General features: G+C 74.2%; 16 protein-coding genes. 7 read left to right on the forward strand and 9 right to left on the reverse strand.

What is annotated here, in order from left to right:
• Window positions 1-88: 88 nt before the first annotated feature.
• Together katG and L1785_RS20150 are read right to left on the reverse strand one after the other, a co-directional pair.
• Complete coding sequence (gene katG, locus L1785_RS20145; protein ID WP_236091098.1) at window positions 89-2299, reverse strand: catalase/peroxidase HPI; 2211 nt, start codon at window positions 2297-2299, stop codon at window positions 89-91.
• Between the two features lie 27 nt (window positions 2300-2326).
• A complete protein-coding gene (locus tag L1785_RS20150; RefSeq protein ID WP_236091099.1) occupies window positions 2327-2770 on the reverse strand; it encodes a Fur family transcriptional regulator in 444 nt (147 codons plus the stop codon).
• 107 nt (window positions 2771-2877) lie between these two features.
• Between L1785_RS20150 and L1785_RS20155 the strand changes: the two genes are divergently transcribed.
• The 3 genes from L1785_RS20155 to L1785_RS20165 are packed head-to-tail and all read left to right on the forward strand — an operon-like array spanning window position 2878 to window position 4658.
• The gene (locus L1785_RS20155) at window positions 2878-3255 is read left to right on the forward strand and encodes a DUF1844 domain-containing protein (RefSeq protein WP_236091100.1); all 378 of its coding nucleotides are present in this window, start codon (window positions 2878-2880) and stop codon (window positions 3253-3255) included.
• Window positions 3256-3282: 27 nt separating this feature from the next.
• A complete protein-coding gene (locus L1785_RS20160; RefSeq protein ID WP_236091101.1) occupies window positions 3283-3927 on the forward strand; it encodes a hypothetical protein in 645 nt (214 codons plus the stop codon).
• Window positions 3924-4658: a S1 family peptidase gene (locus L1785_RS20165; protein ID WP_236091102.1), complete on the forward strand. Its 735-nt coding sequence runs from the start codon at window positions 3924-3926 to the stop codon at window positions 4656-4658. Before L1785_RS20160 ends, L1785_RS20165 begins: the two co-directional genes overlap by 4 nt.
• 21 nt (window positions 4659-4679) lie before the next feature.
• On the opposite strand, the gene L1785_RS20170 is transcribed toward L1785_RS20165, so the two are convergent.
• The 6 genes from L1785_RS20170 to L1785_RS20195 all read right to left on the reverse strand — a co-directional run bounded on the left by L1785_RS20170 (window position 4680) and on the right by L1785_RS20195 (window position 9289).
• Entirely contained in the window at window positions 4680-5438 is a 759-nt protein-coding gene (locus L1785_RS20170) for an SseB family protein (protein ID WP_236091103.1), read from the reverse strand.
• Window positions 5435-6163 (reverse strand): bifunctional 1-(5-phosphoribosyl)-5-((5-phosphoribosylamino)methylideneamino)imidazole-4-carboxamide isomerase/phosphoribosylanthranilate isomerase PriA, encoded by a 729-nt coding sequence (gene priA, locus L1785_RS20175; RefSeq protein ID WP_236091104.1) that lies wholly within the window; start codon window positions 6161-6163, stop codon window positions 5435-5437. Before priA ends, L1785_RS20170 begins: the two co-directional genes overlap by 4 nt.
• A 136-nt stretch (window positions 6164-6299) precedes the next feature.
• Complete coding sequence (hisH, locus tag L1785_RS20180) at window positions 6300-6962, reverse strand: imidazole glycerol phosphate synthase subunit HisH (RefSeq protein ID WP_236091105.1); 663 nt, start codon at window positions 6960-6962, stop codon at window positions 6300-6302.
• Window positions 6962-7516: a hypothetical protein gene (locus tag L1785_RS20185; RefSeq protein ID WP_236091106.1), complete on the reverse strand. Its 555-nt coding sequence runs from the start codon at window positions 7514-7516 to the stop codon at window positions 6962-6964. The genes hisH and L1785_RS20185 overlap by 1 nt, the downstream gene beginning before the upstream one ends.
• 4 nt (window positions 7517-7520) lie before the next feature.
• On the reverse strand, window positions 7521-8120 hold the full coding sequence (hisB, locus tag L1785_RS20190) for an imidazoleglycerol-phosphate dehydratase HisB (RefSeq protein WP_236091107.1): 600 nt from the start codon (window positions 8118-8120) through the stop codon (window positions 7521-7523).
• Window positions 8117-9289 (reverse strand): histidinol-phosphate transaminase, encoded by a 1173-nt coding sequence (locus L1785_RS20195; protein WP_236091108.1) that lies wholly within the window; start codon window positions 9287-9289, stop codon window positions 8117-8119. The genes hisB and L1785_RS20195 overlap by 4 nt, the downstream gene beginning before the upstream one ends.
• Window positions 9290-9609: 320 nt before the next feature.
• Between L1785_RS20195 and L1785_RS20200 the strand changes: the two genes are divergently transcribed.
• From L1785_RS20200 to L1785_RS20215, 4 genes are all read left to right on the forward strand, one after another.
• A complete protein-coding gene (locus L1785_RS20200; protein ID WP_236091152.1) occupies window positions 9610-11856 on the forward strand; it encodes a RecQ family ATP-dependent DNA helicase in 2247 nt (748 codons plus the stop codon).
• 174 nt (window positions 11857-12030) lie between these two features.
• Window positions 12031-12390, forward strand: a complete 360-nt coding sequence (locus L1785_RS20205) for an ArsR/SmtB family transcription factor (RefSeq protein ID WP_236091109.1) — start codon at window positions 12031-12033, stop codon at window positions 12388-12390.
• Complete coding sequence (locus L1785_RS20210) at window positions 12387-13031, forward strand: SRPBCC family protein (RefSeq protein WP_236091110.1); 645 nt, start codon at window positions 12387-12389, stop codon at window positions 13029-13031. The genes L1785_RS20205 and L1785_RS20210 overlap by 4 nt, the downstream gene beginning before the upstream one ends.
• A gap of 152 nt (window positions 13032-13183) precedes the next feature.
• On the forward strand, window positions 13184-13585 hold the full coding sequence (locus tag L1785_RS20215; RefSeq protein ID WP_236091111.1) for a pyridoxamine 5'-phosphate oxidase family protein: 402 nt from the start codon (window positions 13184-13186) through the stop codon (window positions 13583-13585).
• 36 nt (window positions 13586-13621) lie between these two features.
• Here L1785_RS20215 and L1785_RS20220 read toward each other — a convergent pair whose 3' ends face one another.
• Window positions 13622-13852: an RNA-binding S4 domain-containing protein gene (locus L1785_RS20220; RefSeq protein ID WP_236091112.1), complete on the reverse strand. Its 231-nt coding sequence runs from the start codon at window positions 13850-13852 to the stop codon at window positions 13622-13624.
• Between the last annotated feature and the right edge of the window lie 57 nt (window positions 13853-13909).

Consider the following 13909-nt stretch of genomic DNA (forward strand, 5'->3'; position numbering starts at 1 on the left):
TCGGCGGCCTGGGGGCACCCTGCGCGCCCCCCGGTGGGGGGGGGGCGGGCGGCGGGCACGGCGACCTGCCGTGCCCGACGACGGTTGGTCACTTCTGCAGGTCGAAGCGGTCGAGCTCCATGACCTTGACCCAGGCGGAGACGAAGTCGGCGCCGAACTTCTCCTTGGCGTCGTCCGAGGCGTACACCTCCGCGAGGGCGCGCAGCTCGGAGTTCGAGCCGAGCACGAGGTCGACGCGAGATGCGGTCCAGCGGCCGTCCGTCGTGGTGAACGTCTGCTCGTCGGCGGCAGGCTTCCACTCGAGGCCGAGCTCGAGCAGGTTGACGAAGTAGTCGTTCGTCAGGACGCCGGGGGTCTCCGTGAAGACACCCAGGCTCGAGCCGTCCCAGTTGTTGCCGAGCACCCGCAGACCGCCGACCAGCACCGTCATCTCCGGGGCGGTGAGGCCCAGCAGGTTGGCGCGGTCGACGAGCAGGTACTCGCTCGGCAGCTTGAGGAAGCCGCTGTCGTAGTTGCGGAAGCCGTCGGCGACCGGCTCGAGCCAGGCGAACTGCTCCGGGTCGGTCTGCTCCTGCGTGGCGTCCACGCGGCCCGGGGTGAACGGGACCGTGACGTCGAGGCCGCCGGCCCTCGCCGCCTGCTCCACGCCCACGCCGCCGGCGAGGACGAGCACATCCGCGAACGACACCTCGACGGCGCTCGTCGCGTTGAAGGCCTCGACGATGCCCTCGAGCGTCGCGATGACCGGCTCGAGCTCCTCCGGACGGTTGACCTTCCACGAGCGCTGCGGCTCGAGGCGGATACGGCCGCCGTTGGCGCCGCCGCGCTTGTCGGAGGTGCGGTGGGACGCCGCGGCCTTCCATGCGGTCGACACGAGCTGGGTGGCGGTCAGACCGGAGCCCGCGATCATCTGCTTGAGGAGCGCGATCTCGGCGTCGCCGACCACCTGCTCGGGCGCGGCGGGCAGCGGGTCCTGCCAGACGAGGTCCTCGGCCGGGACCTCCGGGCCGAGGTAGCGGGTCTTCGGGCCCATGTCGCGGTGCGTCAGCTTGAACCAGGCGCGGGCGAACGCGTCGGCGAACTGGTCCGGGTTCTCCAGGAACCGGCGCGAGATCTGCTCGTACGCCGGGTCGAGCCGCAGCGACAGGTCGGTCGTGAGCATGGTGGGACGACGCAGCGCGCCGCCCTCGTCCGGGGCGGGGATGACCGCCTCGGCGTCCTTCGCGACCCACTGCTTCGCGCCGGCCGGGGACCGCTCCAGCTCCCACTCGTGCGCGAACAGGTTCTCGAAGAAGGCGTTGCTCCATCGGACCGGCGTCTGGGTCCAGGTCACCTCGAGGCCGGACGTGAGCGCATCGGCGCCGACGCCGGTGCCGTAGCCGTTCTTCCAGCCGAAGCCCTGCGCCTCGAGCGGCGCGGCCTCCGGGTCCGGGCCGAGCTGGTCGTCCGGGTGCGCGCCGTGGGTCTTGCCGAACGAGTGGCCACCGGCGATCAGCGCGACGGTCTCCTCGTCGTTCATGCCCATGCGGCGGAACGTCTCGCGGATGTCGTGCGCCGCGGCGACCGGGTCTCCCGCGCCGTCGATGCCCTCGGGGTTGACGTAGATCAGGCCCATCTGGACCGCGGCGAGCGGCGCCTCCAGCTCACGGTCGCCCTTGTACCGCTCGGCGTCCAGCCACACCTTCTCCGGGCCCCAGTAGACGTCGTCGTCGGCCTCCCACACGTCGGGGCGGCCGCCGGCGAAGCCGAACGTCTTGAAGCCCATGGTCTCGAGTGCGACGTTGCCGGCGAGGATCATCAGGTCGGCCCAGGAGATCTTCTGGCCGTACTTCTTCTTGACCGGCCAGAGCAGGCGGCGGGCCTTGTCGAGGTTGCCGTTGTCGGGCCAGGAGTTGAGCGGCGCGAAGCGCTGCATGCCCGCGCCGCCCCCGCCGCGGCCGTCGTGCGAGCGGTACGTGCCTGCGGAGTGCCACGCCATGCGGACCATGAGGCCGCCGTAGTGGCCGAAGTCTGCGGGCCACCAGTCCTGCGAGTCCGTCATGACGGCCGCCAGGTCCGCCTTGACCCCGTCGAGGTCGAGCGAGGCGAACGCCTCGGCGTAGTCGAAGTCCCGGCCGAGCGGGTCGCGCTCCGCCGTGTTCTTCGCCAGGATCTTCAGGTTCAGGCGGTTCGGCCACCACTCGCTGTTGGCGGAACCCTGGGTCGGGTGCTTGCGGGCGCCGTGCCCGAACGGGCAGCCGCCCGTCGTGGCGGTCGCCTCCGTCGGGGCGACGGTCTCCGGCGCTTGCGTCTCAGACATGCAGTACCTCCATTGTTGGGGTCGGTGTTACGTGGTGGCTCGTGTCGACCGGGCGGCGGCGCAGCGGGGGCACAGGCCCCAGTACGTGACCTCCGCCTCGTCGATGGTGAAGCCGTGGTCGTCGGAGGCGGTCAGGCAGGCGGCCTCGCCGACCGCGCAGTCGACGTCGGCGATGTCCCCGCACTCGCGGCAGACGACGTGGTGGTGGTTGTCCCCGATCCGGGTCTCGTAGCGGGCCGTGGCGCCGGAGGGCTGGATGCAGCGCACCACGCCGGCGGCGGTCAGCGCGTGCAGCGAGTCGTACACGGCCTGGTGGGAGACATCGGGCAGGTCCTCGCGGACGACGGCGAGCACGGCGCCCGCGTCGGCGTGCGGGTGGGCGGTCAGGGCAGTCAGCACCGCGACGCGCGGGCGGGTCACCCGGAGCCCGGCCGCGCGCAGCGTCCGCTCGATCTGCTCGGCCGTGGTCACGCCCCAAGCGTCGCCGGTTTTCTTGAATGAGTCAAGACAAGCGGGCGGTGGGGGGTCCGAGGGTTCCCGCGTGGGACCCGGCCTCAAGGCCGTGGAAGGATAGGCCTATGAGCACCACCAGCGAGAACGCCGCACCCGAGGGCTTCGAGGCCGACGTCGTCGACGCGACGCGCGACATCGCCGACGTCGCCGCCGTCGAGGTCATCACGACCGCCGCCGTGCACCTGATGAGCGCCGCGGCCGTGAAGTGCGGCCTCGCCGAGGACGCCGACGAGCGGGGCGACCTGGACCTCGACGAGGCGCGCAAGCTGATCAACGCGCTCGCCGCGCTGGTCACGGCCAGCGCCCCCGACATCGGCAGCCAGCACGCACGGTCGCTGCGCGACGGGCTGCGCTCCCTGCAGCTCGCTTTCCGCGAGGCGTCCGTGATCCCGGACGCCCCGGGCGAGGGCCCGGGCGAGAAGTACACCGGCTCCGTCGTCTGAGTCTGATCCCAGCTTCCCGAAGGCCTCATGTCCACGAACCCAGCGTCGCCGTTGCCGCCCTCCGTCCCGCCGGCCGCCGCCCCCACGCCCCCAGGGGCCGACCAGGGGGTGGGCTCCGCGTACGGAGCTGCCCAGGTGTACGAGCCGGTCTCCGGCGTCGGACAGGAGCGCCGCCGCGGGCGGGCTACCCCCGTGCTCGCCGTGCTGCTGGCCGCCGCCGTCGCGTTGGGCACCTACCTGTGGGTGACCACGGAGCGCTGGCGGGACACGAGCGCGGAGTGGGAGGCCGAGGCCGGCGGGTACGCCCGCGAGGTCGCGGACCTTCGGCTGCAGCTCGACGGCGTGAACGCCGAGCTGACGTCGGCACGGGAACAGCTCGCGACCGCCACCGACCGGATCACGGACCTGGCGAACGAGAAGGCACAGCTCGGTGACGAGAACGTCGCGTCGCAGCAGTACCTCGAGTACCAGCGGCGCGTGAGCGAGGCCGCAGGTGTCGTGGCCACCGCGCTGGGCCAGTGCACGGACGGGCAGCAGGAGCTCATCGGCTACCTCAAGGACGCCGACTCGTACGACCCCGCCGACCTCGAACGCTTCGAGACCCAGGTCGCGGACCTGTGCACGCAGGCGAAGGACGCGAACACGGCGCTGCAGCAGGAGCTTCAGCAGTGAGACACCGGCTCGCCGCGGCCTGCGGGGCCGCCGTCGTCGTCGCGGTCACGACCGCCGGCTGCGGCGTGCTGCCGCCGTTGCCGGAGCCGGTGCCGGTCGACATCGTGCCCACCGTCGCGCCGTCGCTGGCGCCCGAAGGCGCCGAGAACCTCTCCCCCGACGGCTTCGACGCCGTCGAGCGGATGGCGGTGCGGATCCGGAACGTCGGCTGCAGCGCCCTGTCCACCGGGTCCGGGTTCGCGATCGACGAGCACACGCTCATCACGAACAAGCACGTCGTCGCGGACTCGGCGGAGCTCGAGGTCAGCACGTACGACGGCCGCGACATCGCCGTCGACACCGCGAGCACGGCCGCTCTGGCCGACCTGGCCGTGGTCCGCACGGAGGACCCGCTGCCCTCCTATCCCGACCTCGCCGAGGGCGACCCGGTCGCGGGCGACCCCGTCACGGTCGTGGGCTACCCGGAGGGCGGCGCGCTCACCGTGACGACGGGCACCGTCATCGGCACCGCGCACGACCCGCTCAACGCCAACCTGGGCGAGGTGCTGGTCACGGACGCGCCGGTCGAGCCCGGTTCGTCGGGGTCCGCCGCGCTCGACGAGGAGGGACACGTCATCGGGGTCGTCTACGCGAAGACGGCGGACGGGCAGAGCCTGCTCGTGCCGCTGTCGACGCTGCAGCAGATGCTCGACGACGACGCCTCGTTCACACCGGCCGCGACCTGCAACTGACGGCATCCGGCCGGTGATCGTCTACCGCGCGGCGCCGATCCGCAGCTCGAGCGAGTCCACGCGCTCGGAGATCACGTCCGACGCCCCGAGGCGCGCGTTGACCTGAGCGAGCACCGCGTCCAGACCGGCGCGGTCGAGGCCGGGGTCCAGCGCCAGCACCACCGCGACCTCGGCCTTGCGGCCGGGCTCGGCGTGCGCCCGCACGACGTGCTGAACGGGCGCGGCGGCCACCGTCACGGCGGAGGCCACCTCGGGATCCACGGTGGGCCCGTCGGCCCCTGGCACGAGCGCGGGGCGCCACTCGCGACCCTGCGCCAGCGCCCAGACGGCCGGGCGCGGGACGAGGACGGTGACGGGTCCGCCCGGGTCGACGACGAGCAGCGCCCAGTCCTCGCTGACGGCGGACAGCGCGGCGCGCGGCGCCTCGACGGGGACGGGCCGGGCGTCGGCGCGCCACGCGGCCATGGACGCGACCGACGTGAACACCGGCAGCGCGCGGCGGCCGTCGGGCGCCTCGAGCGCGACGACGCCGGCCGCCGCCTCCTTGTCGACGTGCAGCCCGTCCGGCGTCTCCTCGACGGCGCCGAGCTCGGCGAGCACCGGCACCAGCACGCGCGTCGCGGCGAGCCGCGCCACGACGTCGCGCAGGGGCGTGGTGCCGGCCGCGTGGCCGGCCATCAGGGCGGCGAGCTCGGGGTCGGCGGACCCGTCGTCACCGGCGAAGCTGGAGGTCGGCTGGATCGACTTCCCGCCGCCCTTGGCGAACGGGGCCGCACTCACGGCCGGCCTGCCACGTCGAGCGCCTCGGGGAGCGTGAACGCGCGCGCGTACAGGGCCTTGCCGACGACGGCGCCCTCGATCCGCGGCGTGAGGGAGCGCAGCGCCCGCAGGTCGTCGAGCGAGGAGATCCCGCCGGACGCGACCACCGCGGCGGAGGTGCGCGAGGCGACCTCGCTCAGCAGCTCGAGGTTCGGCCCGCGCAGCGTGCCGTCCTTCGTCACGTCGGTGACCACGTAGCGGGAGCAGCCCGCCTCGTCGAGACGCGCGAGCACCTCCCAGAGGTCCCCGCCCTCTTGCGTCCAGCCGCGCGCGGCCAGCGTGGTGCCCCGCACATCGAGGCCGACGGCGACGCGGTCGCCGTACTCGGCGATGACCTTCGCGGTCCATGCCGGGTCCTCGAGGGCGGCCGTGCCGATGTTGACCCGGCGGGCGCCGGTGGCCAGCGCGCGCTCGAGCGAGGCATCGTCGCGGATCCCGCCGGAGAGCTCGACCTGCACGTCGAGCCGCGTCACGACGTCGGCGAGCAGCTCCGCGTTGGAGCCCCTCCCGAACGCGGCGTCGAGGTCGACGAGGTGGATCCACTCGGCCCCGCCGGCCTGCCAGTCGAGGGCGGCGGCCAGCGGGTCGCCGTACGAGGTCTCGGAGCCGGCCTCGCCCTGGACCAGGCGTACGGCCTGGCCGTCGGCGACGTCGACGGCGGGCAGCAGCACGAGTCGGTCGGTCATGTCTCTCCTTCGTTCGGTGGTGCCCGACGCCGTCCGGGCGGCGGGGACCGGCGCCCTGAAGCTCTGGTCCGCCTGCGGACGGGACGCGTCCGCAGGGGCGACCCGTCCGCCGTCGGGCACCTGTGAAACGGTGCGCTCAGGCGAGCGAGCGCACCCAGTTCTCGAGCAGGGTGGCGCCGGCGTCGCCGGACTTCTCCGGGTGGAACTGCGTAGCGGCGAGCGGGCCGTCCTCGACGGCCGCCACGAACCGCGCGCCGTGCTCCGCCGTCCCGTGGTGCGCCCAGGTGACGAGGGGCGGCGTGAAGCGGGGGCTCGCGAGGTCGTCGTGACCCTGCGTGAACTCCTGCGCGGCGTAGGAGTGCACGAAGTAGAACCGCTCGTCGCGCACGCCCTCGAACAGGACGGAACCCTCGGGTGCCTCGACCCTGGACCAGCCCATGTTCGGCACCACGGGCGCGTCGAGCCGGGTCACGGTCCCGGCCCACTCCCCCAGCCCGGCGGCGTGCTGACCGTGCTCGACGCCCTCCGTGAACATGATCTGCATGCCCACGCAGATGCCGAGGACGGGCCGCCCGCCGGCGAGGCGGCGATCCACCACCTCGTCGCCGCGCACGGCGCGCAGGCCCTCCATGCAGGCCGCGAACGCGCCGACGCCCGGCACGAGGAGGCCGTCCGCCTCCTGGGCCGCCGAACGGTCGGCCGTGAGCTCGACCTCCGCACCGACGCGCTCGAGCGCACGGACGGCGGAGCGGACGTTGCCGAAGCCGTAGTCGAGGACGACGACGCTCGGAGAGCCCATCACTGCTTCTTCCGGGCGCGCCGCGCCGCCGAGGTGAGGAGGCGCATCGCCTTGAACCGGCTGATGTCCTTCGATGCCATGACGCCCGGCAGGTCCGCGACCGCGCGGAAGCCGGTCAGCAGGTCCTCGAGCTCCTCGGGCGCGCCGCCCAGGACGAGGCCCGGGGAAAGCTCGTCACCGCGCTCGCCGTCCGTGAACCGGATCGCGGTGAGCTGCTCACCGCGGCGCGTCACGAGGATCAGCGGCACGCCGCGGACGAGCTGCGAGATCGCGGCGGCGGCTCGCTCGGAGGCGTCCCCCGCGCGGTCGCGCAGCACGGCGAGGGCGCCGACCGCGGTCGGGACGGCGTCGACGTCGAGACCCGCGAGCGAGCAGGCCGCGGCGAGCGGCTCGGCTCCCGCGATCTGCGTGATCAGGATCGCGAGGTCGGGGTCGGTCGTGGGTTCGGTGAGCGCCGAGAGGTCATCGGGGATCTCGAACTCGAGGTCTCCGAGGTCACCCAGGTCGTCGGGGATCTCCGGCGTGCCAGGCTTCTCGTTCGGGGTGTCGGTCATGCGGTTACAGCGCACCCTTCGTGGACGGGATGCCCTCGACGCGCGGGTCGAGGGCGACGGCGGCGCGCAGCGCGCGGGCCAGCGCCTTGAACTGGGCCTCGACGATGTGGTGCGGGTCGCGGCCGGCCAGCACGCGCACGTGGAGGCAGATGCTGGCGTGGTGCGCGAGCGACTCCAGGACGTGCCGGGTCAGCGATCCCGTGAAGTGCCCGCCGATGAGGTGGTACTCCTGCCCGGCCGGCTCCCCCTCGTGCACCAGGTAGGGGCGGCCGGACACGTCCACGACCGCGAGCGCCAGCGCCTCGTCGAGCGGCACGGTCGCGTCGCCGAAGCGGGCGATCCCGGCCTTGTCGCCGAGCGCCTCGCGCAGGGCCTGGCCGATGCAGATGGCGACGTCCTCGACGGTGTGGTGGGCGTCGATGTGGGTGTCGCCCGTCGCGTGGACGGTCAGGTCGATGAGGGAGTGCTTGCCGAGCGCGGTGAGCATGTGGTCGTAGAACGGCACGCCTGTGCTGATGTCCGTGCGGCCCGTGCCGTCGAGGTCGAGCTCGACGAGGACCTTGGACTCCGACGTGGCGCGTTCGACGCGGGCCGTCCTGCTCATGCTTCCTCGCTGTCCGGTTCGATGACCTGGGTGAGGGCGTCCTTGAACGCCTGCGTCTCGGCGGGGGTGCCGACGGACACGCGCAGCCAGCCCTCCGGGCCGACCTCGCGGATGAGCACGCCCCGGTCGAGCAGGCCCTGCCAGACGGCGTGCCGGTCGCCGAACGTGCCGAAGAGCACGAAGTTCGCGTCGGACTCCGCGACCACGAACGGACGGCCGTCGGGGTGGCGCCGGGCGCGCAGCCACGCGACGAGGGCGTCGCGCTCGCCTCGCAGGGCGTCGACCTGGGCGAGCAGGGACTCGCGGTGGCGCAGCGCGGCGCGGGCCGTCGCCTGCGTGACGGCGCTCAGGTGGTACGGGAGCCGGACGACCCGCAGCGCGTCGACGAGCTCGCGGGACGCGGCGAGGTAGCCGACGCGGGCGCCGGCGAGCGCGAACGCCTTCGACATGGTGCGCGTCACCGCGAGGTGCGGGTAGCGCGCGAGCAGCTCCAGGGCCGAGGGCGTGCCGGCGCGGCGGAACTCCGCGTACGCCTCGTCGACCACGACGACGGCGGGGGCGCCCGTGCCGTCGACGTCCACCGTGAGCGCCGCCTCGCAGACGGCCTCGATCGTGGCGGTGGGCAGGGCGGTGCCCGTCGGGTTGTTGGGGCTGGCCAGCAGGATCACGGACGGACGGACCTCACGGACCGCGGCGGCGGCGGCCTGCGGGTCGAGCGTGAAGTCCGCCTCGCGCCGCCCGGCGACCCACGCGGTGTGGGTGTCGCGCGCGTACTCCGGGTACATGGAGTAGGTGGGCGCGAAGGACAGGGCGGTGCGGCCGGGGCCGCCGAAGGCCTGCAGGACGTGCAGCATGATCTCGTTCGACCCGTTCGCGGCCCAGATCTGCTCGTGCGTGAGGCGGACGCCCGACTCGAGCTCGAGGAAGTCGGCGAGATCCTGGCGCAGGGCCGGGAAGTCGCGGTCGGGGTACCGGTTCAGGCCGCGGGCAGCGCGCGTCACCTCGTCCGCGATGGTCGCCACCACGTCGTCGCCGGGCGGGTACGGGTTCTCGTTGACGTTGAGCAGCACCGGCACGTCGAGCTGCGGGGCGCCGTACGGCTCCTCGCCGGCGAGCTCGGGGCGGATCGGCAGGACGGTCCGCCGTTCCGTGCTGGGGGTGGTGGTCACGGGCCCAGTCTACGGAGGGTCCGACGGCGGGCTCACCCGGGTCCGCACAGCGAGCAGTCCCCGCCGGCCCCTCCCGGGGTTGTCCACAGGCCGCGCGCGGAGGGCGACGCGGTGTGGGTGGTCGCCCCTACGATCGAGGCGTGACCACTTCCGACCCGTTCGCCGACCTCCCTTTCGCCATGGAGGAGCCCCAGGACGAGCCCGGCTTCGAGCCGGTGCCCGAAGGAGCGCGCCTGCCGCAGCTCGTCGCGCCCGGCGCGCCGGCCGGGTCCGATGCCCCGGCCGGCGCCGGCCGGGATCCGCGGGCCGCGAAGCTCGCGATGCTGCGCGGGCTGCTCGACGGCGCGGGACACGGCGGGGCGACGCTGCGGGACGAGGCCGAGGTCGCACTGCGGGAGCTGGTGGGGCGGGACACCGCCGTCCTGCGCGAGGACCAGTGGCGCGCCATCGAGGCGCTCACCGCGTTCCGCCGCCGTGCGCTCGTGGTGCAGCGCACCGGGTGGGGCAAGTCCGCCGTGTACTTCGTGGCCACGCGGCTCCTTCGGGCACGCGGCGCGGGGCCCACGGTGATCGTGTCCCCGCTGCTGGCCCTCATGCGGGACCAGATCTCGGCCGCCGCGCGGGCCGGGATCCGCGCCGTGACGATCAACTCGGCGAACGTCACCGAGTGGGCCGAGGTGCACGCCGCGATCGCGCGCGGCGAGGTCGACGTGCTGTTGTGCTCGCCGGAGAGGCTCAACAACCCGGGCTTCCGCGACGAGGTGCTGCCGCGACTCGCGGCGGACGCCGGCCTGGTCGTCATCGACGAGGCGCACTGCATCTCGGACTGGGGGCACGACTTCCGGCCCGACTACCGTCGCATCCGGACCCTCCTCGCCGACCTGCCGCCGGGCATCCCGGTGCTGGCGACGACCGCGACGGCGAACGCACGGGTGACGGCGGACGTCGCCGAGCAGCTCGGCGTCTCCGGCGGAGCAACTGCCGAGGACGTGCTCGTGCTGCGCGGCGGGCTGGACCGGGAGTCGCTGCACCTGGCGGTGCTGGACCTGGGCGACCAGCCCACGCGCGTCGCCTGGCTGGCGGAGACGCTGCAGGACGTGGAGGGGTCGGGCATCGTCTACTGCCTCACGGTCTCCGCGGCGGAGCAGGTGGCCGAGCAGCTCCGCGGGCACGGGCTCGCCGTCTCCGCGTACACGGGCCGCACGGAGCCTGCCGAGCGCGAGCAGCTCGAGGCGGACCTGAAGGAGAACCGGGTCAAGGCCTTGGTGGCGACGTCCGCGCTCGGAATGGGCTTTGACAAGCCCGACCTCGCGTTCGTGGTGCACCTCGGGGCGCCCTCGTCCCCGATCGCGTACTACCAGCAGGTGGGCCGTGCGGGCCGTGGCGTCGACCGGGCCGTCGTGGTGCTGCTGCCGGGTCACGAGGACAAGGCGATCTGGGACTGGTTCGGCGAGCAGGCGTTCCCCGCCGAGGGGCAGGTGCGGGCCACGCTCGCCGCGCTGACCGAGGTCGGCAAGCCGTTGTCGACCGCGGCGCTCGAGACGCACGTGGACCTGCGCCGCTCCCGCCTCGAGACGATGCTCAAGGTGCTCGACGTCGACGGGGCGGTCCGCCGCGTGCAGGGCGGCTGGGAAGCCACGGGCCGGCCGTGGTCCTACGACGCCGACCGGTATGCCCGCGTCGCCGAGACCCGCGCGGCCGAGCAGCAGGCGATGGTGAACTACGTCGCCGATCCGGGCTGCCGCATGGCCTTCCTGCGCGCTCAGCTCGACGACCCGGAGCTGGAGCCCGGCTGGGAGTGCGGGCGCTGCGACCGCTGCGGCGGCGTCGACCTGCCCGAGGCGCCCGACGCCGAGGCGATCGCCGAGGCCCGGGCCGAGATGGACCGGCCGGGCGTCGAGATCGAGGCGCGACGCATGTGGCCCACGGGGCTCGCCACGCTCGGCCTCGACCTGCGCGGGCGTATCCCGGCCGAGGAGCAGGCCGAGCCCGGCCGGGCCGTGGCGCGTCTTGACGGGCTCGGCTGGTCCGGCCCGCTGCGCGACCTGTTCGCCCCCACCACGCCCGACGGTGAGCTGCCCGTGCCGTTGCGCCGCGCCGCTGCGCGCGTGCTCGACGAGTGGGCGGCGCTGCGGGAGGCTCCCGAGATCCCGGCGGTCGTGGACGGCGGGGGCGGTGCCGATGCGGACGGTGGGGCGCCCGAGCCCGGGCGGCTGCTGGTTCAGGGCGTCGTGGCCGTGCGCTCTGTGACGCGGCCGCAGCTCACGTTCCACCTGGCGTCCGGCCTGGCGAGGTACCTGGGCGTGCCGCTGATCGGCGCGATCGGACCGGTGCCGGGCCAGGAGCAGCCAGGGCGGCACGACGTGAACTCCGCGATGCGGCTCGCGGGCGTGACCCGCCGGCTGCAGCTGGAGCTCGGCGAGGGCGCGCTGCGCGGGCTGCCGGGACGGGCCGTGCTGCTCGTGGACGACTACACCGACTCCGGCTGGACCGTTACGGTCGCGTCCCGCCTGCTGCGCCAGGCCGGTGCGACTGCGGTGCACCCGTTCGTGCTGGGGGTGCGGTAGCGGGCGGAGCAGCGGTCGTCGTCACCGACCGGGCGGGCGTCGCCGACGGCGTGCCTCGCGGCCGGTGGGCGCACCGACCGGCAAGCGTCGCAGCCAGCGACGCGAGCGACGCGAGCGACGCCCCCGGTGGATTCACTCTCGCTTATATACGCGCATAGCGATACAGTCGCTTCCGTGAGCCTCTCCGCCGCCCGCACGCTCGACGCGCTCGGCGACCCCGTCCGGCGCCGGGTCGTCGAGCTCCTCGCCGACGGCCCCCGGCCCGCGGGCGAGATCGTGGAGGCGCTCCGGGACGAGCGGGGGCTCTCCCAGCCCGGCACCTCCCGCCACCTGCGGGTGCTGCGGGAGGCCGGTCTCGTCACGAGCACGGCCGACGCGCAGCGGCGCGTCTACTCCCTCGCGCCCGGCGCCCTGCGCGACGCCCAGGACTGGCTCGATCAGGTGTCGGCCTTCTGGACGCAGCGGCTCGACGCCCTCGGCACGGAGGTCGCCCGCGGCAGGCGCGGGCGGCAGGACATCCAGGAGGCACCATGACCGGCACACCGAACCTCGGCGTCCTGCGCCGCCTCGGAGTCACCCCGGCCGGAGCGCCGGCCGGAGCATCCGACGGTGGCACCGCGCCGCGCGGGGCGTCCGACGGTGGCGCTGCGCCGCACGCCGTGCGCTTCGAGCGCACGTACCCCACCTCGGCGGCCGACCTCTGGGACGCCCTCACGACCCCCGAGCGGGTCGGCCGCTGGCTCGGCACGCTCACCGGCGACCTGCGCGCCGGCGGCGACTTCCACCTCGACATGTCGGACGCGAGCAACGGCTCCGAGGGCGACGCAGCCGGCACCTCAGCCGGCCCCTCGGCGGCCGACCAGACCGCGGACGAGGACGCACGCAACTGGGGCCGCGTCCTGGAGTGCGAACCGGGGCGGCGGCTTCTGCTGACCTGGGAGGCCACGGGGCAGGCGACGTCGCAGGTCGAGGTGACCACGTCCGCCGTCGGGCAGCGGGCGCTGCTGACCCTCGAGCACCGCGGCCTGCCTGAGGCCTCGGCGCGCGGCTACGGAGCGGGCTGGCACGACTTCCTCGACCGCCTCGAGGGCGACCTGACCGGGCGGCCGCAGGCTGACTGGGCCACCGAGTTCGCGCGCTACCTCGCGGTCTACCGCGGCCTGCCGGTCGACTGAGCCGTAGGTGCAGCGCAGGGTGGGGGCCGAGGAACGAGGCACCCGCCCGGAGCGGAACCGCAGGCTCAGGCGAACAAGGAAGTCGCCTGAGCCGCCGACGCCGGACGGCCCGCACCGCCCGCGCGGGGCGGGCGGACCTAGACTCGGTCCTCGTGATCCGCCTGAACCCCGAGCAGCTCGTCTTCGTGACCGAGCGCCACCTCGCCACCCTCACCACGCTGCGCGAGGACGGGTCGCCGCACGTGGTGCCGGTGGCGTTCACGTGGGACTCCGAGCAGGGCATCGTGCGGATCACGACGAACCGCGACTCCGTCAAGGCGCGCAACGCGATCTCGCGCGTCGGCGTACCGGCACGCGCGGCCCTGTGCCAGGTCGAGGGCGGCCGCTGGATCACGATCGAGGGCACGATCGAGGTCGTCGACGATCCCGCGGAGGTCGCCGTCGCCGTCGAGCGCTATGCCCGGCGGTACCGGCCGCTGCCAGAGAACCCGCAGCGCGTGGTGCTCCGCCTCACGCCCGACCGGGTCATGGCGTCGACGTACATGTCGTCCTGACCCGTTCCCGCGGGCCTGCTGCGACCGGCTCAGGGGTCAGGCGACGACGGCGCGCTGGTCGCCCTGCGGCGTCGCGACCGCCACGAGGTCGCCCTTTACGAGCTGGCGCCCGCGACGCGTCTCGACCTCGCCGTTAACCCGCACCTCGCCGTCGGCGACGAGGTCGCGAGCCTGGGTGCCGGACTCCGCGAGGTCGGCGAGCTTGAGGAACTGGCCGAGCCGGATCACGTCGTCACGGATCGGTACGGGGACGGGCTGCTGGGACATGCCCCCATTGTCCCGCACCCCGTGGGGGGCGTCGGGTGCCCGGCGCGCGGACCGCCG

Source organism: Antribacter soli (assembly GCF_021568775.1).
Taxonomy (GTDB): domain Bacteria; phylum Actinomycetota; class Actinomycetes; order Actinomycetales; family Cellulomonadaceae; genus Antribacter; species Antribacter soli.

Coding starts and splice junctions, on each gene's coding strand:
- katG (WP_236091098.1), bottom strand. CDS start 2,299: ATGTCTGAGACGCAAGCGCCGGAGACCGTCGCCCCGACGGAGGCGACC.
- L1785_RS20155 (WP_236091100.1), top strand. CDS start 2,878: ATGAGCACCACCAGCGAGAACGCCGCACCCGAGGGCTTCGAGGCCGAC.
- L1785_RS20160 (WP_236091101.1), top strand. CDS start 3,283: ATGTCCACGAACCCAGCGTCGCCGTTGCCGCCCTCCGTCCCGCCGGCC.
- priA (WP_236091104.1), bottom strand. CDS start 6,163: ATGACCGACCGACTCGTGCTGCTGCCCGCCGTCGACGTCGCCGACGGC.
- hisH (WP_236091105.1), bottom strand. CDS start 6,962: ATGGGCTCTCCGAGCGTCGTCGTCCTCGACTACGGCTTCGGCAACGTC.
- L1785_RS20185 (WP_236091106.1), bottom strand. CDS start 7,516: ATGACCGACACCCCGAACGAGAAGCCTGGCACGCCGGAGATCCCCGAC.
- hisB (WP_236091107.1), bottom strand. CDS start 8,120: ATGAGCAGGACGGCCCGCGTCGAACGCGCCACGTCGGAGTCCAAGGTC.
- L1785_RS20200 (WP_236091152.1), top strand. CDS start 9,610: ATGCTGCGCGGGCTGCTCGACGGCGCGGGACACGGCGGGGCGACGCTG.
- L1785_RS20210 (WP_236091110.1), top strand. CDS start 12,387: ATGACCGGCACACCGAACCTCGGCGTCCTGCGCCGCCTCGGAGTCACC.
- L1785_RS20220 (WP_236091112.1), bottom strand. CDS start 13,852: ATGTCCCAGCAGCCCGTCCCCGTACCGATCCGTGACGACGTGATCCGG.